We start from the raw sequence: 22,706 nt of genomic DNA, 5'->3' as shown, positions 1-22,706 counted from the left end.
TGACAAAACGACACACAATGGGCATTGGCAAACTATTTGATTCAATCAGAAACAAAAAAACGAATAAGAATATGTCTGACCAAAATATACACGAAGAATTAGAGAACGAAAATCTTCAGGACAACGTTCAAGAGACGGAAAGCAATGTAGAACAGCCACAGGCAGAAACTTCTGAAAAATCAGAATTAGAAATCGTTAAAGAACAATTAGCAAAAGAAAAAGACCAATATTTGCGTCTGTTTGCTGAATTTGACAATTACAAAAAACGTACTTCACGTGAGCGCATGGATATTTTTAAAACAGCAAATAAAGAAGTTATCACCTCTTTATTACCAGTTTTAGATGATTTTGGGCGCGCTTTAAATCAAATTGAAAAATCCGGAGACGACAATTTAACTCAAGGTATTGAGCTGATCAATAATAAATTAACGGAAACGTTACGTGGAAAAGGTTTAAAACAAATGGAAATTAAACCTGGTGATGATTTTGACACTGACTTCCACGAAGCAATCACTCAAATTCCTGCTCCAACAGAGGATTTAAAAGGTAAAATTGTAGATATTGTAGAAACAGGTTATTTATTAAATGACGTTGTTGTTCGTTACGCTAAAGTTGTTGTTGGATTGTAATTTAGATTAAAAAATGTCATCAAAAAGAGATTATTACGAAATATTGCAGATCGAGAAAACTGCAACTTCTGAGCACATTAAGAAAGCTTACCGTAAACTTGCCATTAAATATCACCCTGACAAAAACCCTGGTGACAAAGAGGCAGAAGAAAAATTTAAAGAAGCTGCAGAAGCTTACGAAGTTTTAAGTGACGACCAAAAACGTGCGCGCTATGACCAATTCGGACATGCCGGAATGGGTGGTGCCGGTGGATTTGGCGGTGCCGGTGGCGGAATGAATATGGAAGATATTTTCTCTCATTTCGGCGATATTTTTGGAGGTGGATTCGGTGGCGGATTTGGAGGCCAATCTCGTGGTCCTCGCCGAATGAAAGGTTCTGATTTGCGTATTCGCGTAAAATTGAACTTGGAAGAAATGGTGAACGGAACTGAGAAAAAGGTAAAAGTTAAACGTTTCAAACAAGCTGATGGTGTTACTTCTAAAACATGTCCTTCTTGTGGCGGTTCAGGACAACAGGTTCGGGTAACCAATACATTTTTAGGACAAATGCAAACCGCGACAACTTGTTCGACTTGTCAAGGTGTTGGAAAAGTTGCAGATAAAATTCCTCCGGGAGCAAACAATCAAGGTTTAATTAAAGTTGAAGAAACAATTGACCTTAAAATTCCTGCAGGAGCAAGAGAAGGTATTCAATTACAAGTTCGAGGAAAAGGGAACGATGCCCCATTTGATGGAATTCCCGGTGATTTACTTGTTATCATTGAAGAAGAAGAGCACGATACATTAAAACGTGACGGAAACAACTTACATTTTGATTTATATGTTTCTGTTCCTGATGCAATTCTAGGTACTTCAAAAGAAATTCCTACCGTTAATGGAAAAGTAAAAATTAAAATTGACAAAGGGACTCAATCCGGAAAAGTTTTACGCCTAAAAGGCCAAGGTTTACCTGATTTGAATGGGTATGGAAAAGGTGATTTGTTTGTTCATGTTAACATTTGGACACCTACCAATTTATCAAAAGAACAAGAAGCTTATTTTGAAAAAATGAGAGATGATGATCATTTTTCACCTGAACCTTCAAAAAATGAAAAATCTTTTTTTGAACGTGTAAAAGATATGTTCCAATAAATATAATCAGCATCCAGATGTTCTCTGGATGCTTTTTTTGTATTAAAAAAAGAATTGCCCCATTTTTCGGGATCTATATATCCTAAAAAAGGAAGTCAATAGACTTCCTTTTTTAGGATATATTACATTAGTTGTTTAATCACAATTTCCTTCAACATCACAAGATGCTCCATTTTCGGCATCTTTTAAATGATCCTTTTCATAAGCCTGTGTCAAAGCAGAAACAAAGTATTCTACCGGCTGAGCTCCTGAAATAGCATATTTTCTATCTATGACAAAAAAGGGAACTCCTGAAACACCAATGTTACGCGCATCTAAAATATCAGAAGCTACTTCAAAAACATTTTCATCAGAATTTAACATACCAAGAATTTCAGTTTTATTCAAACCAATTTCTTCACCCAATTCTGCCAATGTTTCGGTATCAGCAATGTTTTTTCCTTCTGTAAAATAGGCTTTAAAAAGTCTTTCTTCTGCTTCAGAACCCTGCCCTTTAGCTTGGGCAAAGTGAATTAACCGATGTGCATCTCCTGTATTGATGACTTTCGAATGCTGTTGCTGAAAATCAATTCCGACTGTTTTCCCCATTTCAGCCAATTGATTATTCATTGCAATCACCTGCTCTTCAGAAATTCCTTTTGCCTGAATCAAATAATCATTGACTGATGTAATTTCAGTTTTAGATAAATCAGGATTGAGTTGAAAACTTTTCCATTCAACTTCTATATTCTCTTTATAAGAAATTTGTTCTAAAGCTTGTTCAAAATGTTTTTTTCCGATGTAACAGAACGGACACATTACATCCGACCAGATTTCAATTTTCATAATGGAAATTTTTGGTGTAAAAGTTTGTAAAATTACGTTATTTATTTCAATGGATTCGGTTATTTTTCGGTTAATTTAAAGTTGAAAAATTATTAACAAAATCTTGAAAAATAATCATGCTAAATTGAGTTTAAAATTTGTTTAAGAAAAGGTTTAAATTACCTTTGCAGTGAACCAGATAAAATGAATTATTTCATTTTTATTCCATAACAAATAACGAACAAACAATATGTCAACACACGTAGTAGTCGGTCTTCAATGGGGTGACGAGGGAAAAGGAAAAATTACAGATGTATTAGCCGAAAAATCAGATTATGTTGTACGCTACCAAGGTGGTAACAATGCTGGTCATACGGTATATGTAGGTGACGATAAATTCGTATTACACTTACTACCTTCTGGAGTTTTACAATGCAAAGGAAAATGTATTATCGCAAACGGTGTCGTGGTAAACCCTGAAGCTTTCTTCTCTGAAATAGAAAAATTAGAAGCAAGAGGTTTATCTACAGATCACGTATTTATCTCAAGAAGAGCGCATATCATTATGCCTTATCACATTTTGTTAGACGAATATCGTGAAGAATTTGCCGGAAAAGATAGTCAAATCGGAACTACAAAACGTGGAATTGGTCCTTGTTATGAGGACAAAGTTGCTCGCGTTGGTATTCGTGCTATTGATTTATTAAATCCTACAGTTTTAGCAGAAAAAATCAAAGAAAACTTAGTGGTTAAGAATGCTTTATTCGAGAAATTATTCAATAAAGAGCCATTAAAATTTGAAGATATTTACGAAAAATACTTAGCATATGGTGAGCGTTTGAAAGAACGAATCATTGATTCTGAGTTAGAAATCAATCAAGCAATAGACGAAGGTAAAAGCGTCCTATTTGAAGGTGCTCAAGCCTTGATGTTAGACATTGATTTTGGTACTTATCCATTCGTTACATCATCATCTCCAACAACTGGTGGAGCTTGTGTTGGCGCTGGTGTTCCTCCTACAAAATTGAAGAATTTAATCGGAGTTTCTAAAGCATATTGTACACGTGTTGGTAATGGACCATTTCCAACAGAATTAGACAACGAATTAGGAGAACAAATCCGTCAGGTTGGTCATGAATTCGGAGCTTCTACAGGTCGTCCTCGCCGTACAGGGTGGTTAGATTTAGTTGCACTGAAACATGCTTGTATGATTAATGGTATTACACATTTAGTCATTACTAAATTAGACGTTATGTCTAATATTGAAGCAATAAAAGTTTGTACAGGTTATAAAACAGAAGATGGAAAAATTATTGATTACTTCACTTCTTCTACAACAAAATTAGCAGACTATGAAGCTCAATATGATGAATTACCAGGATGGAAGGAAGACATTACAAACGTAAAGTCGTTTGATGAACTACCACAAACTGCACAAGATTACATCCACTACATTGAGAAATATTTAGGAATCGAAGTTTATTTAGTTTCGGTTGGTCCGGAGCGCTCTCAAAATATTATTAGAACAACTTTATTTTAATAAATTTACCGTATAGCCTGACATTTTTGTTAGGCTATACCTTTACGAAATATTTTTATGAATGAAATTTTAGAACGATTAAAACAATTGAATTTAGGTATAGATTCTATCGTCCCTATAAAAGGAGGTGATATTAATGACGCTTTTCGATTAGAATCGTTTGATAAAAAATATTTTTTAAAGGTTAATTCCGCCAACAACTTTCCTCATCTTTTCAAGAAAGAAGCAAGAGCTTTAGACGCCATCAAAAAAACAAAAACATTTTCTGTTCCGAAAGTGATTCATGTTGGCGAAGCTGGAAAAGATTTTCAATTTTTGTTATTAGAATGGATAGAATCTTCTACTCCAACTGTAGTGAATTGGGAAAACTTAGGAAGAAACTTAGCAAAACTTCATCAAAATACAAATAAACAATTTGGTTGGTCAGAAGATAATTATATCGCTATTGTTGTGCAACCAAATAATTTTACAACTACTTGGAGTGATTTTTATGCCAACAATCGCATTATGCCGATGATGAAATTGTTGCAGAACAAACAACTCATTACTTCAAAACAAATAAAATCTGCAGAGAATTTATGTAAACAGCTCCATTCTATATTTCCTGAAGAAAAACCGACTCTAATTCACGGTGATTTTTGGAACGGAAATATTTTAGCAAATCCGAAAGGAGAATTTACAGTCATAGATCCTGCAATTTACTATGGTCATCGTGAGATGGATATTGCAATTGCTAAACTTTTCGGTGGATTTGACGAAGCCTTTTTTGATGCTTACCATGAAAGCTTCCCTCTTGAATCCAATTACGAAGAACGTTTACCAATAGCACAATTATTTCCATTACTCATTCATGCTTATCTTTTTGAAGGATATTATGTGAAAGACGTACAAACCATTTTGAAAAAATTTTAAAACAAAACAAACAAAATACAATGAACAAGTATCAAAATCCTTTAGAATCTAGATATTGTAGCGACGAAATGCTGTATATCTTTTCTCCTGAAAAAAAATTCACTACATGGAGACAGCTTTGGATTGCTTTAGCAGAAATAGAAAAGGAACTTGGATTAGATATTACAGACGAACAAATTCAAGAATTAAAAGATAATGCAACAAATATTGATTATCATGTTGCAGCAGCTTATGAAAAGAAATTTCGTCACGATGTGATGGCTCACGTACACACATACGGAGATGTTGCTCCCAGTGCAAAAGCAATTATTCATCTCGGTGCGACTTCTGCTTTTGTTGGCGATAATACAGACTTGATCCAAATTCGTGATGGTTTTCAACACATCAAAGGACAATTAATCAATGTGATTGATGGTTTAGCAAAATTTGCTCGTCAATACAAAGACTTACCTACTTTAGGATTTACACATTTTCAACCGGCACAATTAACAACCGTTGGCAAACGCGCTACACTTTGGTTGCAATCTGTTTTATTAGATTTAGAAGAATTAGAATTCAGAATAGATACATTACGTTTCCGTGGTGTAAAAGGAACTACTGGTACTGCCGCTTCTTTCAAAGAATTATTTGACGGAGATTACCAAAAAGTAAAAACATTAGACAAAAAATTATCTGAACGTTTCGGATTCAAAAATGTTTTCGCCGTTTCAGGACAAACATATGACCGTAAAATTGATGCACAAGCGTTAGAACTATTGTCTAACATTGCTCAATCGGCACATAAATTCACAAACGATTTGCGTTTGTTACAAAATTTAAAAGAGATTGAAGAGCCATTTGAGAAAAACCAAATCGGATCTTCTGCAATGGCTTACAAGCGTAACCCTATGCGTTCTGAGCGTATTGCTTCGTTAGCAAAGTATGTCATGTCTTTGGCTACTTCTCCAGCAATGGTTGCTTCCACTCAATGGTTTGAAAGAACGTTGGATGATTCAGCTAACAAACGTTTAGCTGTTCCTCAAGCTTTCTTAGCAATTGATGCTATTTTAATCATTTGGAACAATATCTTAGATGGTTTAGTCGTTTATCCTAAAATCATCGAGAAACATATCGCAGAAGAATTACCATTTATGGCCACTGAATATATTATTATGGAAGGTGTGAAAAATGGTGGAGATCGTCAGGAATTACACGAAATCATCCGAACTCACTCTATGGAAGCTGCGAAGCAAGTGAAAATGGAAGGAAAGTCGAACGATTTGATAGAACGTATTATTGCAGATGAAAATGTGAAAATTGACAAAGAAAAATTGGTTGAATTATTAGATCCGAAAAACTTTACAGGATTTGCTTCTGAACAAACAGAAGAATTCTTAAAAGATTTGGTTGATCCAATTATCGAAGAAAATAAAGCACTTTTAGGTGCACATACAGACCTTAAAGTGTAAAACACGCTTAAGACAACACATGAAACAAAGAAAGACGTTCGATTTGAACGTCTTTTTTATTTTACTTGGCCATATAAAAATTAGATAAATCGAATAACCAACCTCTCAGAATATTTTGAACTTTTTTTAACATTTTCACTACAAAAAATGAGTATAGCACAAAGCCAACTTTTACAAGTTGGCTTTGTGCTATACTTTGAAACAATAACTCGTAAAAAAGCGACACGAAGTGTTGATCTATTTATGAATATTTTTTTAGGCTTGCATCACAAAAATTGCGGGACGTTTATGAAAATCATACTTTTCATTTTTCCATTCTTTGATGGATAGCGTACGGATATCTTCGTCCTCTAATGTAATGTGACACGCGACACAAATCTTCGTTTCAGTACGAAGAATTTTTGTTAAATCATCCACCATTTGATTATTGCGATATGGTGTTTCCATAAAAATTTGAGCAATTCCGGTTTTAGCACTTTCAGCTTCCAAATGCGCCAATTTCTTTTTGCGTTCTGTTTTATCAATTGGTAAATAACCGTGGAAAGCAAAATTCTGCCCATTCATACCAGAAGCCATCAATGCTAATAAAATGGAAGAGGGACCAACCAAAGGCACAACCTGTATGCGTTTTTGCTGCGCAATCTTAACCAATTGCGCCCCTGGATCTGCAACCGCAGGCAAACCAGCTTCAGAAATAATTCCTAACGTTACGTTTTGATCCAATAATTTAATCAAATCGAACATTTCTTCAGGTTCGGTATCTTTATTCAGAATATAAATATCTAAATCTGCTTGAACTTTTTCCGGACAAACTTGCTTGATAAATTTCCGTGCAGATTTTTCGTTTTCAACGACAAACGTATCAATTGCACGAATAACGTCAAGATTGTATAAGGGCAATACTCTACTGTGTTCACTTTCACCTAAAAGTGAAGGAATCAAATAAACTTTAGCCGTTTTCATTGTATAATTTTAAAGATTGTATTTTTTGATGATGCCGTCTGTAGCTTCATCTAATAATTGATAAACATGTTCGAAAGCATCTTCATCGTTGTAGTACGGATCCGGAACATTCTGTATTAAACCTGTTCCTTCTTCTAATATTAATTTAACTTTAGTTCTTTCCTCTTCAGTCTTGGCTAATTTTTGTAAATCGATAGCATTCTGCTCATCCATTGCTAAAATCAAATCAAACTCTTCAAAAAAGATAGGATTGAAATGCATGGCACGTTGATCAGAAATATCTACACCGTATTTTTTAGCCACTGCGATTGAACGTCTGTCCGGTTGTTCGCCAATATGCCAATCTCCGGTTCCTGCAGAATCAATCAAATGCTGCTCTCCTACCTTCGATTGTAAAATTCCTTCTGCCAACGGAGAACGACAAATATTCCCCAAACAAACCATTAAAATTTTCATCGTAGAAAAGTTTTTGTTTAATCTGCAATTTTGCGTGAAATATCTTCAATATATCCACGGAACTGCTTATCTGTTTCTTGCAAATTTTTCACTGTTTTACAAGCATGTAATACCGTTGCGTGATCACGCTTCCCGATTTGAGTTCCGATACTTGCCAATGAAGCTTTTGTGTACTGTTTTGCAAAATACATCGCCAACTGACGCGCTTGTACAACATCACGCTTACGTGTTTTTGACTGTATATCTTCAATCTTCACTTTAAAGTATTCGCAAACTGTTTTCTGAATATAATCTATCGAAATTTCCTTACGGGCTGTTTGCACTAATTTAGAAAGCGTACGAGCTGTTAAATCTAATGTAATTTCTCGTTTATTTAATGTTGCTTGTGCAATGATAGAATTCAAAGATCCTTCTAATTCACGCACATTCGTATCAATGTTTTGTGCAATATAATCCATTACCTCATCAGGAAACTCAATTCCATCATTTTCTAATTTTTGTTTTAAAATAGAAAGACGGGTATTGTAATCAGGATTTTGTAGGTCTGCTGACAATCCCCATTTGAAGCGAGAAATCAAACGATCTTCCATATCCTGGATATCTGCAGGAGATTTATCAGAAGTTAAAATAATTTGATTTCCTCTCTGATGTAAATGGTTAAATATGTGGAAGAAAACTTCTTGTGTTTTTGCTTTTCCTGATAAAAACTGAATATCATCCATAATCAAAACATCAATCATTTGGTAAAAATGAATAAAATCATTTTGATTATTATTCTTCACGGCTTCTATAAATTGCTGAGTAAATTTTTCCGTCGAAACATACAGAACTGTTTTTTCAGGATGTAATTCTTTCACTTCTAAACCTATTGCATGCACCAAATGCGTTTTTCCTAATCCTACTCCTCCATAGATAAAAAGTGGATTAAACGACGTTCCTCCCGGGCGTTTCGCAATTGCACGACCAGCAGCGCGGGCTAATCTGTTGGATTCTCCTTCAATAAAATTATTGAACGTATAATTGTGATTCAATTGTGAATCAACTTTTAATTTCTGCAATCCAGGAATGATGAATGGATTCATCATTTTACCAGCTTGTAAACTCATTGGAGCTTCAACCTCTTGTGGGCGAGGTTTTTCTTTGTTAGAGCTTGGAATACGAACTGTAAATGGTTCACGTCCTTGCGACTTTTGATCCATCAAAATACTGTATACTAATTTTGCTTCAGAACCAAGTTCTTTTTGTAAGGCACTTTTTAAAATTTTGATATAATGTTCCTCTAACCATTCGTAAAAAAATTTACTTGGTACTTGTATCGTTAAAACATTATGATTTAGTTTGCCCGGGCGTATCGGAACAAACCAAGTATTGAATGCATCTTCCGCAATGTTATCTTTTATAAAAGACAAGCATTTTTCCCACACAGAATTTGCAGTTATCATAGTAATATTGTCCAAAAGTGCTTAAGTTTTAATGTAAATTATTGATATACAGCGAAGTTTCTTAACAAAAGCTTCCCTACAAAATTGTGAACAAATTTTGAATAAAAAAAATGAAATGGGTATTGATATATTAAAAAATACTTTGTATAATCCGGAAAATTCAACAAGTAATTTTAGATAAAATAAAAGTACTGCAAAGATAATCTTTTCGGTCATATTTTGTCTGATAAAACTAATAATTCTTATTTTTGTATGACTATGGAAATTACACAAGAAAAAATTGACTTTGCTACAATCAAAGTAGAAAATCATTTAATTGATTTGGGCATTAAAAATAATTTTTCTCTTTTACGAATCGAAGAAAGTGAAGAAAAAAATATCAGGATTTTTTATTATGAAATTGCAAATCCTACTTTTAAAACAATTATTCAAATTCAATACGACTTCTTAAAAGAAGAACAGAAAGATTCTTCTCAAACTTCTTTTAGTTGGATGGATTACAAAAAAATTACAGAATAGACTTATTCATTTTTTATCAAATTAATGAATAAGTCTTTTTTTTGTGCTTTACTTTTGAATAATAAATGATGTTTTACAACAATTATGGAGAAGATAGAACAAACTGAACAATTAAATGTATTTCGGATCAAAACTCGCATTCTATATAAACATACAGATCAGATGAAAGTTGTTTATTATGGAAACTATCCTGAATTTTATGAAATCGGTCGGGTAGAATTAATGAGAGAGAGAGGTTTTCCTTATGCTGAATTAGAAGCTATGGGAATTCAGATGCCCATCATTGAAATGCATACAAAATATATAGGAAGTGCTCTATATGATGAATTAATCGAGATTGAAGCTACTGTTCCGGAACGTGACAAAGGGGTTCGTATTCGTTTTGACTATAACATATACAACGAAACAGGTAAATTAATTAACCAAGGTTACACCATTTTATGCTGTATTGATGCCGAAACTCGTCGTCCGGTTCGTATCCCTGAACGTATTTGGACAAGTTTAGGTTTATAGATTTATTTAGAATCATTAATTATTTATTAAAACAAATTCTTGCAAATGATTTCTCATTAAATTTGTCTCCTAATAAAACATGATAAAAAACAAATGTCAACACTTCAAGAAAAAATCAATCAAACGATTGTAGACGTTATCGATTTTCCTAAAGAAGGAATTGTCTACAAAGATATCACTCCACTGTTCTTAAACCCTGAACTATCAAACGAAATTGTAGACGCTTTTGTAGATAAAGCAAAAGGCAAAGTAGATGTTGTGTGTGGAATCGAAAGCCGTGGTTTTTTGTACGGAATTCAAATTGCTCAAAAATTAAATGTTCCTTTTGTCTTGATTCGCAAAGCGGGTAAACTCCCTCCTCCTACTATTAGTCAATCATATGATTTAGAATATGGACAGGCTACAATAGAGGTAAATTCAAATTATATAAAAGATGGAGCGCGTGTTTTGATTCATGATGATGTTTTAGCAACTGGAGGCACAGCCGAAGCTTGTGCTAAATTGGTTGAAAAATGTGGAGGAAAAACAGTTCAATTCTCTTTTATTGTCGACTTAACGTTCTTACATGGAAAAAATAAATTGACAAGCTATACAACAGATATTGTTACATTGACTGAATATTAAAAAATAAAATCCACTCATTTATTGAGTGGATTTTATTTTTTCGGTTCTATGATTACCTCTGGTGCCCGGTCCTTACCTATATCCAGCAATGCTTTTATATTAGCCAATACTTCTCGAAAACTCTGTCTATTTTCCGTTTTATAAGGTCCGCTATCCGCATTATATCCAATACAATCTAACCCAAAAACTTTTCCTAAAAAAAGTGCCCTTTTGAGGTGATAAGATTGTGAAATCAAAATAACTTTATTGAATTGAAAAATATTTTTGGTTCGATAAATTGTACTATATGTGTCTAAACCGGCTCCATCCAAATATGTATCTTCAATTTTGACACCTCTCTCTATCAGATACTTTTCCATCACATCAATTTCATTAAAATTTTCATGAATTTTTTCTCCGGATAGTAAAATGACGTCAACCTGATCTTCCTTGTATAACCTAATTGCAGCATCCAAACGATCTTTCAAAAAACGGGTTGGTTGACCATTTTCTTGAACTTTAGCTCCAAAAACAACAGCAATTCGGTAATCTTGAGGAATATTTCCTTGATAATTATAAATGCAATAGGATGTAAAAACTTGTATCATTAACGCGACAATTAATGTAAATACAGCAATTAATCCCGAGATTACCAAACTCTTACGTACTACAAACCTTCCTATTTTTACAAGTCTACTCAAATATTTATAGGCTTAAAATCTTTTAAGATTCAAAAGTCTATAAGATTAGTGATATTTAAAAATTATAAATGTGAAAATTATTTTAAATTTTTCATCGTAATTTTAGACAATGAATAATATTGAGTTAAGAACAGTTACCGTAGAACGTTACTTACAACCTTTGCGTGAAGGGGGTTCTTTACCTGCATTAGCTGATGCAGATGATGGTTTTAAATATGTATTGAAATTTAAAGGAGCCGGACATGGGCCACGAATGTTAATCTCCGAATTATTAGGAGGAGAAATAGCACGTGTATTGGGGTTTAAAGTTCCGGAATTGGTTTTTGCTTTACTCGATGAATATTTTGGTCAGTCAGAAGCAGATGAAGAAATTCAAGATTTATTAAAATTCAGTGAAGGAACAAATCTAGCTTTACATTATTTATCTGGTGCGATAAATTATGATCCTGCTGTCATGAAGATTGAGGACAAATTATCTTCTCAAATTGTTTGGTTAGATGCTTTTTTAACAAATGTCGATCGGACTTTCCGAAATACAAACATGCTGATGTGGCACAAAGAATTATGGTTAATCGATCATGGTGCGTCCTACTATTTTCATCATTCCTGGGATAATTGGGAAAAATCGGCATTGACTCCTTTTCAACCAATCAAAGACCACGTTTTATTAAAAAATGCAACAAAATTAGAAGAAGTTGACACAGAGTTCAAAGCTATTTTGAATGACGAACTTATTGATAAAATAGTCGATTTGATTCCTGATGAATGGTTAGAAACAGAAGTCACACATGCTACTTTTGATGAAATGAGAACAGTTTACAAATCATTTATCAAAACACGATTACAACATTCCGAACTTTTTATAAACGAAGCGAACAATGCAAGAAAAAATCTTATATGAGTATGCCATTCTTCGTTTAGTTCCAAAAGTTGAACGCGAAGAATTTATCAATGTCGGTGTCATTCTATTTTCAAAGAAAGAAGATTATTTGAAAGTCAAATACTTTATCAATGACCAACGAATCAATTCTTTTTGCCACGAATTGGACCTTAATTTTATTGACAGCAATCTAAATGCATTAGCTAAAATCGCGGAAGGAATTCATCCGGAATCGGCAGTTTCCAATTTTGAAACACCAGAACGTTTCAGGTGGTTAACAGCGGTTCGAAGTTCATCTATACAAACATCTCGTCCACACCCCGGAAAAACTATTAATCTTGATAAAACATTGGATAAATTATTCAAAGAACACGTTCTATAAAACATTAAACGTTTAAAAACGAGTGTTTTATTTCTAATTCTTTAACTTTGGTCATACATTAATTTAAAATTATTTATTGCCATGAGTACATTAAGAAACAAGGTTCAATTAATTGGGAATGTAGGAAACAATCCTGAGATTAAAACATTTGAAAACGAAAAGAAATTTGCAAAATTCAGTCTAGCTACAAACGAAAGTTATACCAATAACAAGGGCGAAAAAGTTCAACAAACAATTTGGCATACTATTATTGCTTACGGGTCAATTGTAAATGTCATCGAAAAACATGTAGAGAAAGGCAAACAACTTGCTGTCGAAGGTAAATTAACTTACCGGAATTATCAAGATAAGGACGATCAATCAAAATCGATAACTGAAATTGTATTAGATGAACTTGTACTTCTTTAGCGTTTAAAATAAAAGGGAAACGAACCAAATCGTTTCCCTTTTATTTATTTTATTATCCTAACATTCTAATCGCCGTTTTTAAACCATCGATAAATGTATCTATTTCTTCTTTTGTGTTGTAAACAGCAAACGAGGCACGAACTGTTCCCGGAACCTTAAAATGTTGCATAATCGGCTGTGCACAATGATGTCCTGTACGAACAGCGATTCCTTTTTTATCTAAAATCATTCCGACATCTGAAGAATGCACTCCATCAAATTTTAAGTTGAAAGAAACAGCTCCGGAATGTTCTGCATCTTTTGCATAAATCTCGACTTCATCAAATTCTGAAAGACGTTGAATCGTATAATCCACCAATTCTTTTTCATAATCATGGATATTTTCTATTCCGATCGAATTGATAAAATCTACAGCAGCTCCAAGCCCAATTATTCCTGCAATATCAGGTGTTCCGGCTTCAAATTTGAAAGGTAAACAAGCGTAAGTCGAAATTTCCATCGTTACATCTTTTATCATCTCCCCTCCTCCATGAAAAGGCGGCAATTCGTTCAAAATTTCTTCTTTTCCGTATAATACACCAATACCTGTTGGTCCGTACATTTTATGTCCGGAAAAGACCAATAAATCACATTCCATTTCTTGCACATCAATCGCCGTGTGTGGAGCAGATTGTGCGGCATCAATCAAAACCCAAGCACCTTTTGAATGCGCTTTTTCGATAATCGTTTTGATTGGATTTACAACACCTAATGCATTCGAAACTTGATTAACACAAACTAATTTTGTTTTATCCGTCAATAAATCATCCAACTTCTCAATATCCAAAATGCCTTCTGCTGTTAACGGAATATATTTCAGTTTTGCGCCCGTTCGCTGACACAGCAGTTGCCAAGGAACAATATTAGAATGATGCTCGATTTCGGTAATAATAATTTCATCATCCGCCGTTAAAATATTACGGAGTGAATTTGATACTAAGTTAATTCCTTCTGTTGTTCCACGCGTAAAAATGATTTCGTGATCATGTTTTGCATTGATAAATTTTTGAATTTTACGACGTGACTCTTCCATCAAATCTGTCGCTTCCTGACTTAATGTATGAATTCCACGATGTACATTTGCATTGTACTTTTCGTAATATTCGTCTAAAATATCTAAAACAACTTTCGGTTTTTGAGAAGTTGCACCATTATCTAAATAAACCAACGGTTTTCCGTTGACTTCTCTCTCTAAAATTGGGAATTGACTTCTTATTTGTTGAATATCTATTGACATTTTTTTAAGTTTTGAGTGATGAGTTTTGAGCTATGTGTAATAAAAAAGTAAGTATTCAAAAATAGTTTCAAATACTTACTTTATATTTCAAAATAAGTTCAACTTAAAACTTATTACGTATAACTCGGAACTATATTTTATAATTCGAAATCTAAACTAACTCCTAATTTTTTTGCAATTATAGAGTTTACTCGATTTGAGATTTGTGGAATTTGTACATGTCGCAGAGCGTCTGCAGCAAAGGCATACAATAACATTGCTTTTGCTTCTTTCTTCGGAATACCACGTTGCTGCATATAGAATAAAGATTCCTCCTCTAATTGCCCGACTGTACATCCGTGAGAACATTTTACATCATCAGCAAAGATCTCTAATTGAGGTTTTGTATTAATTGAAGCTCCATCAGATAATAAAACATTATTATTTTGTTGGAATGCATTCAATTTTTGCGCTTCTTTGTGTACATAGATTTTACCATTGAAAACACCTTGTGCTTTCTCATCGTAAATCCCTTTGTACAATTCGTGCGACTCACAATTCGGGAAATTATGCTCTACAAATGTATGATGATCGATATGTTGTTTTCCGTCAATCACCGTGATTCCGTCCATTACAGAGTTACAATTTTCTCCATTTTGGAAGAAGTTCAAATTGTTGCGTACAATTTTCCCTCCAAAAGCGAACGTAAATACATTAGCGCGAGAATCTCTTTCTTGGTTGATGTATGTGTTATCAACTAAAGAAACATCATTAGAATCATTTTGGAATTTGTACCAATGAATCTCAGCATTACGACCAATGTTTACTTCAGTAACTACATTTGTTAAGTTTGCTTTATCGTCTAGTGTTTGATGTCTTTCGATAATTTGAACTTGTGCATTATCTCCAACTACAACCAAATTACGTGGTTGGTACATGGCTTCTTGAGAAGCTCCTGTTGAGAAATAAACAATCTGAATGGGCTTTGACAAAATAACATTATTTGGAATATAAATGTAAGCTCCGTCTTTTGCAAAAGCTGTATTCAAAGCAACTAAACTTTCGTCCTTTTTTGCAATTTTCCCGTAATAATTTTCGATTACCGCTTGATGAGTTGTTTTATGCATTGCGCTTGATAAGACACAAATATCAGCTTCATCATGTGTTGTATTTGACAAAAACGAAGAATATTTTCCATTAACGAACACGATTGTATATGTATCGATATCATTAATCAAATATTTTTTGATGTCTTTGTACTCAATTGCAACTTCATCTTCCGGGAACAATTTGTAATCCACCTTCAACAAAGGAGCAAGATTTGTATATTTCCATTCTTCGTCTTTACGTGTTGGAAAACCTTTTTGATTAAAGATTTCGATAGCTTCTTGACGTAAACCTTCGATTCCTTTATTCACTTTGTTTTTTTCGTTGAACACTAAATGACGAGAAACTAAATTTTCTTTTAAATCAATCATTTTAGATATTGTATTAATGTATTATGTAAGAAGTAAAAAGTACTTTGGACTTAATACATTTTACATTTTACAAAATGTTTAGATTCCTGCTTCTTCTTTTACCCAGTCGTAACCTTTTGCTTCTAATTCTAAAGCCAATTCTTTACCACCAGATTTAATGATTTTTCCGTCTGCTAAAACGTGTACAAAATCAGGAACGATATAATCCAATAAACGTTGGTAATGTGTAATGACCAATACGCCATTGTTTTCATTTTTGAATTCGTTTACACCGTCTGCTACAATACGTAAAGCATCAATATCTAAACCAGAATCCGTTTCGTCTAAGATCGCTAATTTCGGATTTAACATTAACATCTGGAAAATTTCGTTACGTTTTTTCTCACCTCCGGAGAAACCTTCGTTCAGAGAACGTGACAAGAAATCTTTTTTGATTCCTAATAAATCTGCTTTCTCACGAATTAATTTCAACATTTCTGACGCTCCCATCTCTTCTAAACCTTGTGCTTTACGCGTTTCGTTTATAGAAGTTTTGATAAAGTTTGTAACAGAAACACCTGGAATTTCAATTGGATATTGAAACGACATAAAAATTCCTTTTTGTGCTCTTTCTTCCGGTGCTAATTCTAAGATTGATTCATCTAGAAATTCAATTTCTCCATCTGTTACTTCGTACTCTTCTTTACCGGTAATCACATTAGATAAAGTTGATTTTCCAGCTCCATTTGGTCCCATGATTGCATGCACCTCACCTGGATTAATTTGAAGGTTTAAACCTTTTAAAATTTCACGCTCTTCAATACAAGCGTGTAAGTCTTTTATATTTAATAACATTTTATCTTAAATTTTAGATTTTAGGTGTCAGATTTTAGAATCCTCCAACTATGTTATCTATTTATTATTGTTAATTTCTAATTTCTCAATTCTAGTTTCTAGTTTCTAGTTTCTAAAAACTATCCTACAGAACCTTCTAATGAGATTTCTAATAATTTTTTCGCTTCAACGGCAAACTCCATTGGTAATTTGTCTAATACTTCACGGCTAAATCCATTAACGATTAATGCAATCGCTTTTTCTGTATCAATACCACGTTGGTTGCAATAGAACAATTGATCTTCACCAATTTTAGAAGTTGTTGCTTCGTGTTCTAATTGAGCCGATTTATTTTCGATCTCGATGTAAGGGAAAGTATGTGCACCACACTCATTACCCATCAACAATGAATCACATTGTGAGAAGTTACGTGCTCCTTCGGCATTTTTCATTACTTTCACCAAACCACGGTAAGAGTTTTGAGATTTACCAGCAGAAATACCTTTCGAAATAATTGTCGATTTAGTATTTTTACCGATATGAATCATTTTTGTTCCTGTATCCGCTTGTTGGAAATTATTTGTTACCGCAATTGAATAAAACTCACCTACCGAATTATCTCCCTTTAAGATACAAGAAGGATATTTCCACGTCACCGCAGAACCCGTTTCAACTTGTGTCCACGATACTTTTGCGTTTTTCTCACAAACTGCACGTTTTGTTACAAAGTTGAAAACTCCACCTTTTCCTTTATCATCTCCTGGATACCAGTTTTGTACTGTGGAATATTTGATTTCAGCATCATCCATAATGATTAACTCAACTACAGCAGCGTGTAATTGGTTTTCATCACGCATCGGCGCTGTACAACCTTCTAAATACGAAACATAAGAACCTTCATCCGCAATTAATAAAGTACGTTCAAACTGTCCTGTTCCTGCAGAGTTGATACGGAAATATGTTGATAATTCCATTGGACAACGAACACCTTTTGGAATATAACAGAATGATCCGTCTGAGAAAACGGCTGAATTTAAAGCTGCATAAAAGTTATCTGTTGGCGGAACTACTTTACCAATGTATTTTTTTACCAATTCCGGATGCTCTTTAATCGCTTCTGAAATTGACATGAAAATAATTCCTTTTTCTGCTAACGTTTCGCGGAAAGTTGTTTTCACAGAAACTGAATCAAAAACTACATCAATTGCAACTCCGGACAAACGTTTTTGTTCATCTAAAGAGATTCCTAATTTCTCGAAAGTTTTCAATAATTCCGGATCAACTTCATCTAAACTTGCTAATTCTTTTTTAGGTTTTGGAGCTGCATAATATGTAATTGCATCAAAATCTGGTTTTTCGTAAGTCACGTTCGCCCATTCCGGTTCTTCCATTTTAATCCAAGCACGGTAAGCTTCCAAACGCCATTCCGTCATCCATTCCGGTTCCTCTTTTTTGGCTGAAATAGCACGCACGATATCTTCATTCAATCCGACAGGGAAATCTTCATATTCCATTTCAGTCGTCCAACCAAACTCATATTGTTTTTGGCTGGCAAGATCTTCACGTAGATCGTCTTCTGTATATTTTGTGTTACTCATCTTATTATTTATAAAATGTATAGGTAAAATTAAACTGTAAAGGTTGTTGTTTATCAGTTTTATTTCCTAAAAATTTGAATTCCTTTAACCGTTGATTCTGATCTAAAATCACCTCAAATTGTGGATGATTATTTCTCAAAATGTGGTATTTATTTAATGAAATTAATTTAATTTCAGACCAAGGTCCTTCGATTAAATTAACTTTCTCACTTTTAGGTTCAACATCTGGTGTATATTCTTTTGTTTTGAATGGCACCTTAAATATTGAACTGCTATAACAAATCTTGTTGATGTCTTGTCCTAATGATTTTGTGATTCTACAATCGTGCATCAATCGGTCTTCAAAACCTATTTTTTGTTCCAAATATGTTTTTTTCAACATTACATCTCCTTCTAACCAAACGACATCAAAAAGTTTATTTCCATTTTTGACATACATTTTATCTTGGTCATAAAAAAAGTGATTTATTATTATCTCACTTCCTTTTCGTTCTACTGTTTCAGAAGCTATCACACCATCTTTATAGGTATATTTCACTTTTGTTGGTGTTGCCACTTCGTCTGTCAATTCGAAATCTTGAAGGTTTTCGTTTACATCATAATTTGCTTTGTACGCAATTTTCTTGTTTGATGCATTTGTAACTGTAACCGTTTTGATTTTTGATTCATTTAGGTCCAACGCTTTTACAAAAGCTTTTGTTCCAAATAAACCAAAAAACAGATGTTCTGAGTATGCTTTATTCAACTTTTTAGAAAAATCTGTTGGTTGATAAACCATCAAGTCTTTCTCTACGATTGTCTGCTGTCCGAAAGCAACAACACCAATCAAAAGTGTGAAGAATAAAACAATTTTTCTCATATTATACTGCAAAACTTTCTCCACAACCACATGTACGCGACGCATTTGGATTATTAAAGATAAATCCTTTTCCATTTAATCCTCCGGAGTATTCCAACGTCATTCCGACAAGGTATAAAAATGATTTTTTGTCCACCAAAATTTTCACTCCGTTGTCATCAAACACCTTATCTTCTGGTCTTTGTTCTTTTGTAAACTCTAAATTATAGTTTAAACCTGAACATCCTCCACTTGTTACTCCCACACGAACGAAAGATTCTTCGATAGAAGTTCCTTCTTCTTGTAAAAGTGCTATTATTTTATTTTTTGCTGATTCTGAAACTTTAATCATTTGATTTTTATTTTATACGGCAAAGGTACTTATTTAAAATGACTTCAAATAATGAACAATATAAATATTAACAATCGCTTAAGTTTTATAATTTATAACTTTCTTCATCTATTCATTTTCATTCAGATAGTATCGTGAAATACAGTCAGAATTATTCCTTATTTTTTTGAATATCAGAAAAAATCAACTTATTTTAAGCCTAATTTATTTCTTGTACGTTTCAACACTTTTTGCGCTACATCTCTTGCTCTTAAAGCTCCGTTTTCTAGGAATGCATCCAATGTCGCTTTATCATTCATCAACTCATCAAAACGAGTTCTTGCATCAACATACTTTTCTAAAATCAATTCAAATAAAGCTTGTTTTGCATGGCCGTATCCATAACCACCTTTTAGATAATTTTGACGCATTTCCTCTGTTTGCTCAGGAGTTGCAATCAATTTATATAAAGCAAACACATTATCTGTATCCGGATTTTTAGGTTCTTCTAATGGCGTAGAATCTGTTTCGATAGACATTACTTGCTTGCGTAATTGTTTCTCCGGCAAGAAAATATTAATAAAATTATTTCTGGATTTAGACATTTTATGACCATCTGTTCCTGGAATCAACATAATATTTTCGTCGATTGCTGCTTGCGGCAAAACAAATGTTTCTCCCATTTGGTGATTAAATTTCTCTGCTACACTACGTGTAATTTCCAAATGTTGTAATTGATCTTTGCCAACAGGCACAACTTCTGCATCATACAATAAAATATCAGCAGCCATTAGAATTGGGTAAGTAAACAATCCGGCATTAACATCTGCTAAATAATCTGCTTTGTCTTTGAAAGAGTGTGCTAATGTTAAACGTTGAAAAGGGAAAAAGTTCAATAAATACCAAGTTAACTCTGTCGTTTCTGTTACATCTGATTGACGATAAAAAACCACTTTCGACGGGTCTAAACCTAATGCAAGCCATGTTGCAGCCACTTCGTACGTATTTTGTTTTAACACTTCCGCATCTTTAATTTGCGTTAAAGCGTGTAAATCAGCAATAAAAATGAATGAATCATTCCCTTCTTTCTTTGTTAATTCGATAGCTGGTGAAATTGCTCCTAAAATATTTCCTAAGTGCGGAGTTCCAGTAGCTTGAACTCCCGTAAGTATTCTTGGCATTTGTTTAAAAATTTTAAGGAACAAAGATAAACTTAATCAACGAAATGGACTAATTGTAATAAAAGTTTATTGGAATAAATGGAAAAGACTGACGAAAAACATATCGATGAACTAAAAAAGCTTCCCAATTTGTTTAAAGGGCCATGCGATTGTGCGAAATGCTTTTCGAAGAAGTAATGATTTTTTATGATAAACGACTTCTCCTAAAATAACATCACCTATTTCAGTTTTTATATTCTGACATACAGAAGGATTTGTGAAAGTAAATTCTTTAATTCCATAGCTATCATATTCTAAAGTATAAGAATCTTGATTAATCGGAACCTTTATTTTAAACTCACCATTTTCATTTGTATATACAATATTTTTCGAATTTTTAAGATTTACTGGAATGTCATATTCTGGAAAACCATTATCATCATTAATAATTCCTTGTACAACTATTGAGTCATTTTCAGTTTGTGCTTTTGTGATAATTGAAAAGCTTAAAAATCCGATTAAAGATGAAAGTTGTAACCATCTTTTAGATTGATTAGAAATAGATTTTGATTCTTCATATGAATTAAACTGCTCTAAATTTCTGGTTCTAATTTTTACACAAACAGTAGGATTATCATTCAGAAAAGTTTTTAATTCTTTGAATGAATAATGATCCAAATCGTGAACACATTTAGAACAAACATCACAAAACTTTTGTTGCGCGTTTGCATCAGCCATTTGCTTCCAATTCTGATTGCATTTTTCATCAATTTGTAGCTGCATAAAAATCTCCTTTTCAATAAAATTAACCTTTTTTCAAAAATTTCTCAAACCTCAACCAACCTTTTTGCAAAAAGAGGAATCTATAAAGAAAAACAATGTATTAACCTTAATTTTTATTGATATGAGTAACAAAGCTTTTTTAGACATTCTTTTCGAAAATCGAAACAAAGAATATGGCGCTTACCAGTTGAGACAAGTTGCCAACCACGATTTAATGAAATCTCTTTTTATAGGAATCGGAATTGTTGTCTTAATTACAAGTGGAACTATTTATGCGAATAATAGAGCAACGAATGCAACTACAATTCCAAAAGAACACAAAGTAATAGTTGACATGGATGATCTTGATGTAAAACCTCCAAAAAAAGAAGAAGTAATTCCTCCTAAAGAAACTCCTCCGATGGAAGAAAAAACGATTCAACTGAAAACAGATCAGGCAAAACATATTATTCCAAAACCTGTTGAAAGTCCTAAAAAAGAAGAAACGATTCAATCTGTTGACGAGCTTAAAGAGAAAGATTTAGGAACGGAAAATAGAGAAGGAATTGCTTCTACAGGACAAACCGGTGGTGGAGAAGTAAGTGAAACAGGCAATAAAGCAGGAAAACCAAATACTGACGCAGTAGAAGGACCAAAAGAAGTAAAACCTGTCGTGAATACGAACGCAACAATTACAATTAAACAAGCTTCTGTTATGGCTATTTATCCTGGTTGTGAAAGCGAAAGTAAAAAAGGAAATGCGGCCTTAACGAAATGTATGAGTGATAAAATTTCGAAAGAGTTGGGAAGTGAATTGAGTGATTTTGCAGAAACTGCCACTCGAAACAATCTAAGCTCTGCTGTGGCAAAAATGCAGTTTATCGTAAACAAAAATGGAGAAATCTCTCAAGTAAAACCTTTGAACGGAAGTCACCAGGATTTAGGAAAAGAAGCTAAATCTGCCTTAGAGCGAATCAATAAACAAATTCTAAGAAAAGGTAAAAAAATAACACCTGCTAAATTAGAAGATGGTTCTGATGCTAATTTAATTTTTTCTATTCCTGTTAAATTTCAAACAGCAGAATAATTACAATACTTTTCTTTCTGAAACCATTGCATTCATTTTTTTGAATGTGATG

25 protein-coding genes are annotated in these 22,706 nt (G+C 33.3%); 12 read left to right on the top strand and 13 right to left on the bottom strand.

Translation table 11 applies throughout. The features are described from left to right. Nucleotides 1-17 precede the first annotated feature (17 nt). Both H277_RS0109560 and dnaJ read left to right on the top strand, forming a co-directional pair. Nucleotides 18-629: a nucleotide exchange factor GrpE gene (locus H277_RS0109560; protein ID WP_019975367.1), complete on the top strand. Its 612-nt coding sequence runs from the start codon at nucleotides 18-20 to the stop codon at nucleotides 627-629. Between the two features lie 13 nt (nucleotides 630-642). After that, nucleotides 643-1,761: a molecular chaperone DnaJ gene (gene dnaJ, locus H277_RS0109555; protein ID WP_019975366.1), complete on the top strand. Its 1,119-nt coding sequence runs from the start codon at nucleotides 643-645 to the stop codon at nucleotides 1,759-1,761. Between the two features lie 135 nt (nucleotides 1,762-1,896). Here the strand turns inward: dnaJ and H277_RS0109550 are convergent, their stop codons facing one another. Continuing rightward, nucleotides 1,897-2,586, bottom strand: coding sequence for a DsbA family oxidoreductase (locus H277_RS0109550; protein WP_019975365.1), 690 nt, complete (start codon nucleotides 2,584-2,586; stop codon nucleotides 1,897-1,899). Nucleotides 2,587-2,815: 229 nt separating this feature from the next. Here H277_RS0109550 and H277_RS0109545 point away from each other — a divergent pair, with 229 nt between their 5' ends. From H277_RS0109545 to purB, 3 genes are read left to right on the top strand one after another with little or no spacing between them, the layout of a single operon-like run. Continuing rightward, complete coding sequence (locus H277_RS0109545) at nucleotides 2,816-4,105, top strand: adenylosuccinate synthase (protein WP_019975364.1); 1,290 nt, start codon at nucleotides 2,816-2,818, stop codon at nucleotides 4,103-4,105. 57 nt (nucleotides 4,106-4,162) lie between these two features. Continuing rightward, nucleotides 4,163-5,017, top strand: coding sequence for a fructosamine kinase family protein (locus H277_RS0109540; RefSeq protein ID WP_019975363.1), 855 nt, complete (start codon nucleotides 4,163-4,165; stop codon nucleotides 5,015-5,017). Nucleotides 5,018-5,037: 20 nt separating this feature from the next. Beyond that, on the top strand, nucleotides 5,038-6,465 hold the full coding sequence (gene purB / locus H277_RS0109535; protein WP_019975362.1) for an adenylosuccinate lyase: 1,428 nt from the start codon (nucleotides 5,038-5,040) through the stop codon (nucleotides 6,463-6,465). 255 nt (nucleotides 6,466-6,720) lie between these two features. Here the strand turns inward: purB and H277_RS0109530 are convergent, their stop codons facing one another. From H277_RS0109530 to dnaA, 3 genes are read right to left on the bottom strand one after another with little or no spacing between them, the layout of a single operon-like run. Then, nucleotides 6,721-7,428: an SAM-dependent methyltransferase gene (locus H277_RS0109530; protein ID WP_019975361.1), complete on the bottom strand. Its 708-nt coding sequence runs from the start codon at nucleotides 7,426-7,428 to the stop codon at nucleotides 6,721-6,723. 9 nt (nucleotides 7,429-7,437) lie between these two features. Further along, nucleotides 7,438-7,884 carry a low molecular weight protein-tyrosine-phosphatase gene (locus H277_RS0109525; RefSeq protein ID WP_019975360.1) on the bottom strand — a complete coding sequence of 149 codons (447 nt, stop codon included), beginning with the start codon at nucleotides 7,882-7,884 and terminating at the stop codon, nucleotides 7,438-7,440. A 17-nt stretch (nucleotides 7,885-7,901) separates the two neighbouring features. Next, nucleotides 7,902-9,326, bottom strand: coding sequence for a chromosomal replication initiator protein DnaA (dnaA, locus tag H277_RS0109520; protein ID WP_019975359.1), 1,425 nt, complete (start codon nucleotides 9,324-9,326; stop codon nucleotides 7,902-7,904). A gap of 258 nt (nucleotides 9,327-9,584) precedes the next feature. Between dnaA and H277_RS0109515 the strand changes: the two genes are divergently transcribed. From H277_RS0109515 to H277_RS0109505, 3 genes are all read left to right on the top strand, one after another. Then, entirely contained in the window at nucleotides 9,585-9,845 is a 261-nt protein-coding gene (locus H277_RS0109515; protein ID WP_146810390.1) for a hypothetical protein, read from the top strand. An 84-nt stretch (nucleotides 9,846-9,929) separates the two neighbouring features. Further along, the gene (locus H277_RS0109510; protein WP_019975357.1) at nucleotides 9,930-10,358 is read left to right on the top strand and encodes an acyl-CoA thioesterase; all 429 of its coding nucleotides are present in this window, start codon (nucleotides 9,930-9,932) and stop codon (nucleotides 10,356-10,358) included. Between the two features lie 93 nt (nucleotides 10,359-10,451). Then, nucleotides 10,452-10,982 carry an adenine phosphoribosyltransferase gene (locus H277_RS0109505; protein WP_019975356.1) on the top strand — a complete coding sequence of 177 codons (531 nt, stop codon included), beginning with the start codon at nucleotides 10,452-10,454 and terminating at the stop codon, nucleotides 10,980-10,982. Between the two features lie 32 nt (nucleotides 10,983-11,014). On the opposite strand, the gene H277_RS18895 is transcribed toward H277_RS0109505, so the two are convergent. Next, nucleotides 11,015-11,662: a SanA/YdcF family protein gene (locus tag H277_RS18895; RefSeq protein ID WP_146810392.1), complete on the bottom strand. Its 648-nt coding sequence runs from the start codon at nucleotides 11,660-11,662 to the stop codon at nucleotides 11,015-11,017. Between the two features lie 109 nt (nucleotides 11,663-11,771). Between H277_RS18895 and H277_RS0109495 the strand changes: the two genes are divergently transcribed. The 3 genes from H277_RS0109495 (at nucleotide 11,772) to H277_RS0109485 (ending at nucleotide 13,332) form a co-directional block, all read left to right on the top strand. Continuing rightward, a complete protein-coding gene (locus H277_RS0109495) occupies nucleotides 11,772-12,563 on the top strand; it encodes a HipA family kinase (protein ID WP_019975354.1) in 792 nt (263 codons plus the stop codon). After that, the gene (locus tag H277_RS0109490; RefSeq protein ID WP_019975353.1) at nucleotides 12,541-12,924 is read left to right on the top strand and encodes a DUF3037 domain-containing protein; all 384 of its coding nucleotides are present in this window, start codon (nucleotides 12,541-12,543) and stop codon (nucleotides 12,922-12,924) included. Before H277_RS0109495 ends, H277_RS0109490 begins: the two co-directional genes overlap by 23 nt. A gap of 81 nt (nucleotides 12,925-13,005) precedes the next feature. Continuing rightward, complete coding sequence (locus tag H277_RS0109485; protein WP_019975352.1) at nucleotides 13,006-13,332, top strand: single-stranded DNA-binding protein; 327 nt, start codon at nucleotides 13,006-13,008, stop codon at nucleotides 13,330-13,332. A 52-nt stretch (nucleotides 13,333-13,384) separates the two neighbouring features. Here H277_RS0109485 and H277_RS0109480 read toward each other — a convergent pair whose 3' ends face one another. From H277_RS0109480 to H277_RS0109445, 8 genes are all read right to left on the bottom strand, one after another. Next, nucleotides 13,385-14,608: an aminotransferase class V-fold PLP-dependent enzyme gene (locus H277_RS0109480; RefSeq protein ID WP_019975351.1), complete on the bottom strand. Its 1,224-nt coding sequence runs from the start codon at nucleotides 14,606-14,608 to the stop codon at nucleotides 13,385-13,387. Nucleotides 14,609-14,745: 137 nt separating this feature from the next. Continuing rightward, nucleotides 14,746-16,065 carry a Fe-S cluster assembly protein SufD gene (sufD, locus tag H277_RS0109475; RefSeq protein ID WP_019975350.1) on the bottom strand — a complete coding sequence of 440 codons (1,320 nt, stop codon included), beginning with the start codon at nucleotides 16,063-16,065 and terminating at the stop codon, nucleotides 14,746-14,748. A gap of 78 nt (nucleotides 16,066-16,143) precedes the next feature. Then, on the bottom strand, nucleotides 16,144-16,899 hold the full coding sequence (sufC, locus tag H277_RS0109470) for a Fe-S cluster assembly ATPase SufC (RefSeq protein ID WP_019975349.1): 756 nt from the start codon (nucleotides 16,897-16,899) through the stop codon (nucleotides 16,144-16,146). Nucleotides 16,900-17,018: 119 nt separating this feature from the next. Beyond that, nucleotides 17,019-18,476 (bottom strand): Fe-S cluster assembly protein SufB, encoded by a 1,458-nt coding sequence (gene sufB, locus H277_RS0109465; RefSeq protein WP_019975348.1) that lies wholly within the window; start codon nucleotides 18,474-18,476, stop codon nucleotides 17,019-17,021. A 4-nt stretch (nucleotides 18,477-18,480) separates the two neighbouring features. Then, a complete protein-coding gene (locus tag H277_RS0109460; protein WP_019975347.1) occupies nucleotides 18,481-19,335 on the bottom strand; it encodes a hypothetical protein in 855 nt (284 codons plus the stop codon). Nucleotide 19,336: 1 nt separating this feature from the next. After that, entirely contained in the window at nucleotides 19,337-19,666 is a 330-nt protein-coding gene (locus tag H277_RS0109455) for a HesB/IscA family protein (protein WP_019975346.1), read from the bottom strand. Nucleotides 19,667-19,854: 188 nt separating this feature from the next. Next, nucleotides 19,855-20,826, bottom strand: a complete 972-nt coding sequence (gene trpS / locus H277_RS0109450) for a tryptophan--tRNA ligase (protein ID WP_019975345.1) — start codon at nucleotides 20,824-20,826, stop codon at nucleotides 19,855-19,857. 111 nt (nucleotides 20,827-20,937) lie between these two features. Next, nucleotides 20,938-21,588 carry a hypothetical protein gene (locus H277_RS0109445; RefSeq protein ID WP_019975344.1) on the bottom strand — a complete coding sequence of 217 codons (651 nt, stop codon included), beginning with the start codon at nucleotides 21,586-21,588 and terminating at the stop codon, nucleotides 20,938-20,940. A gap of 121 nt (nucleotides 21,589-21,709) precedes the next feature. On the opposite strand from H277_RS0109445, the gene H277_RS0109440 reads away from it, so the two are divergent. Further along, the gene (locus H277_RS0109440) at nucleotides 21,710-22,654 is read left to right on the top strand and encodes an energy transducer TonB (protein WP_026357516.1); all 945 of its coding nucleotides are present in this window, start codon (nucleotides 21,710-21,712) and stop codon (nucleotides 22,652-22,654) included. The last annotated feature ends 52 nt before the right edge of the window (nucleotides 22,655-22,706 follow it).

The organism is Empedobacter brevis NBRC 14943 = ATCC 43319 (genome assembly GCF_000382425.1).
Classification (GTDB): Bacteria; Bacteroidota; Bacteroidia; order Flavobacteriales; family Weeksellaceae; genus Empedobacter; species Empedobacter brevis.
The sequence above is the reverse complement of the archived record's forward strand: the minus strand, read 5'-3'. Positions and strand labels throughout refer to the sequence as shown.

Bases quoted from the DNA above. Each gene is read 5' to 3' on its own strand.
- dnaA (WP_019975359.1), bottom strand. From the start codon at position 9,326: ATGATAACTGCAAATTCTGTGTGGGAAAAATGCTTGTCTTTTATAAAA.
- H277_RS0109485 (WP_019975352.1), top strand. From the start codon at position 13,006: ATGAGTACATTAAGAAACAAGGTTCAATTAATTGGGAATGTAGGAAAC.
- H277_RS0109505 (WP_019975356.1), top strand. From the start codon at position 10,452: ATGTCAACACTTCAAGAAAAAATCAATCAAACGATTGTAGACGTTATC.
- H277_RS0109460 (WP_019975347.1), bottom strand. From the start codon at position 19,335: ATGAGAAAAATTGTTTTATTCTTCACACTTTTGATTGGTGTTGTTGCT.
- H277_RS0109530 (WP_019975361.1), bottom strand. From the start codon at position 7,428: ATGAAAACGGCTAAAGTTTATTTGATTCCTTCACTTTTAGGTGAAAGT.
- H277_RS0109445 (WP_019975344.1), bottom strand. From the start codon at position 21,588: ATGCAGCTACAAATTGATGAAAAATGCAATCAGAATTGGAAGCAAATG.
- H277_RS0109515 (WP_146810390.1), top strand. From the start codon at position 9,585: ATGGAAATTACACAAGAAAAAATTGACTTTGCTACAATCAAAGTAGAA.
- H277_RS0109545 (WP_019975364.1), top strand. From the start codon at position 2,816: ATGTCAACACACGTAGTAGTCGGTCTTCAATGGGGTGACGAGGGAAAA.
- dnaJ (WP_019975366.1), top strand. From the start codon at position 643: ATGTCATCAAAAAGAGATTATTACGAAATATTGCAGATCGAGAAAACT.
- H277_RS0109495 (WP_019975354.1), top strand. From the start codon at position 11,772: ATGAATAATATTGAGTTAAGAACAGTTACCGTAGAACGTTACTTACAA.
- H277_RS0109455 (WP_019975346.1), bottom strand. From the start codon at position 19,666: ATGATTAAAGTTTCAGAATCAGCAAAAAATAAAATAATAGCACTTTTA.
- H277_RS0109440 (WP_026357516.1), top strand. From the start codon at position 21,710: ATGAGTAACAAAGCTTTTTTAGACATTCTTTTCGAAAATCGAAACAAA.
- purB (WP_019975362.1), top strand. From the start codon at position 5,038: ATGAACAAGTATCAAAATCCTTTAGAATCTAGATATTGTAGCGACGAA.
- H277_RS0109480 (WP_019975351.1), bottom strand. From the start codon at position 14,608: ATGTCAATAGATATTCAACAAATAAGAAGTCAATTCCCAATTTTAGAG.
- sufD (WP_019975350.1), bottom strand. From the start codon at position 16,065: ATGATTGATTTAAAAGAAAATTTAGTTTCTCGTCATTTAGTGTTCAAC.
- H277_RS0109490 (WP_019975353.1), top strand. From the start codon at position 12,541: ATGCAAGAAAAAATCTTATATGAGTATGCCATTCTTCGTTTAGTTCCA.
- H277_RS0109510 (WP_019975357.1), top strand. From the start codon at position 9,930: ATGGAGAAGATAGAACAAACTGAACAATTAAATGTATTTCGGATCAAA.
- sufB (WP_019975348.1), bottom strand. From the start codon at position 18,476: ATGAGTAACACAAAATATACAGAAGACGATCTACGTGAAGATCTTGCC.
- H277_RS0109540 (WP_019975363.1), top strand. From the start codon at position 4,163: ATGAATGAAATTTTAGAACGATTAAAACAATTGAATTTAGGTATAGAT.
- H277_RS0109550 (WP_019975365.1), bottom strand. From the start codon at position 2,586: ATGAAAATTGAAATCTGGTCGGATGTAATGTGTCCGTTCTGTTACATC.
- trpS (WP_019975345.1), bottom strand. From the start codon at position 20,826: ATGCCAAGAATACTTACGGGAGTTCAAGCTACTGGAACTCCGCACTTA.
- H277_RS0109560 (WP_019975367.1), top strand. From the start codon at position 18: ATGGGCATTGGCAAACTATTTGATTCAATCAGAAACAAAAAAACGAAT.
- sufC (WP_019975349.1), bottom strand. From the start codon at position 16,899: ATGTTATTAAATATAAAAGACTTACACGCTTGTATTGAAGAGCGTGAA.
- H277_RS0109525 (WP_019975360.1), bottom strand. From the start codon at position 7,884: ATGAAAATTTTAATGGTTTGTTTGGGGAATATTTGTCGTTCTCCGTTG.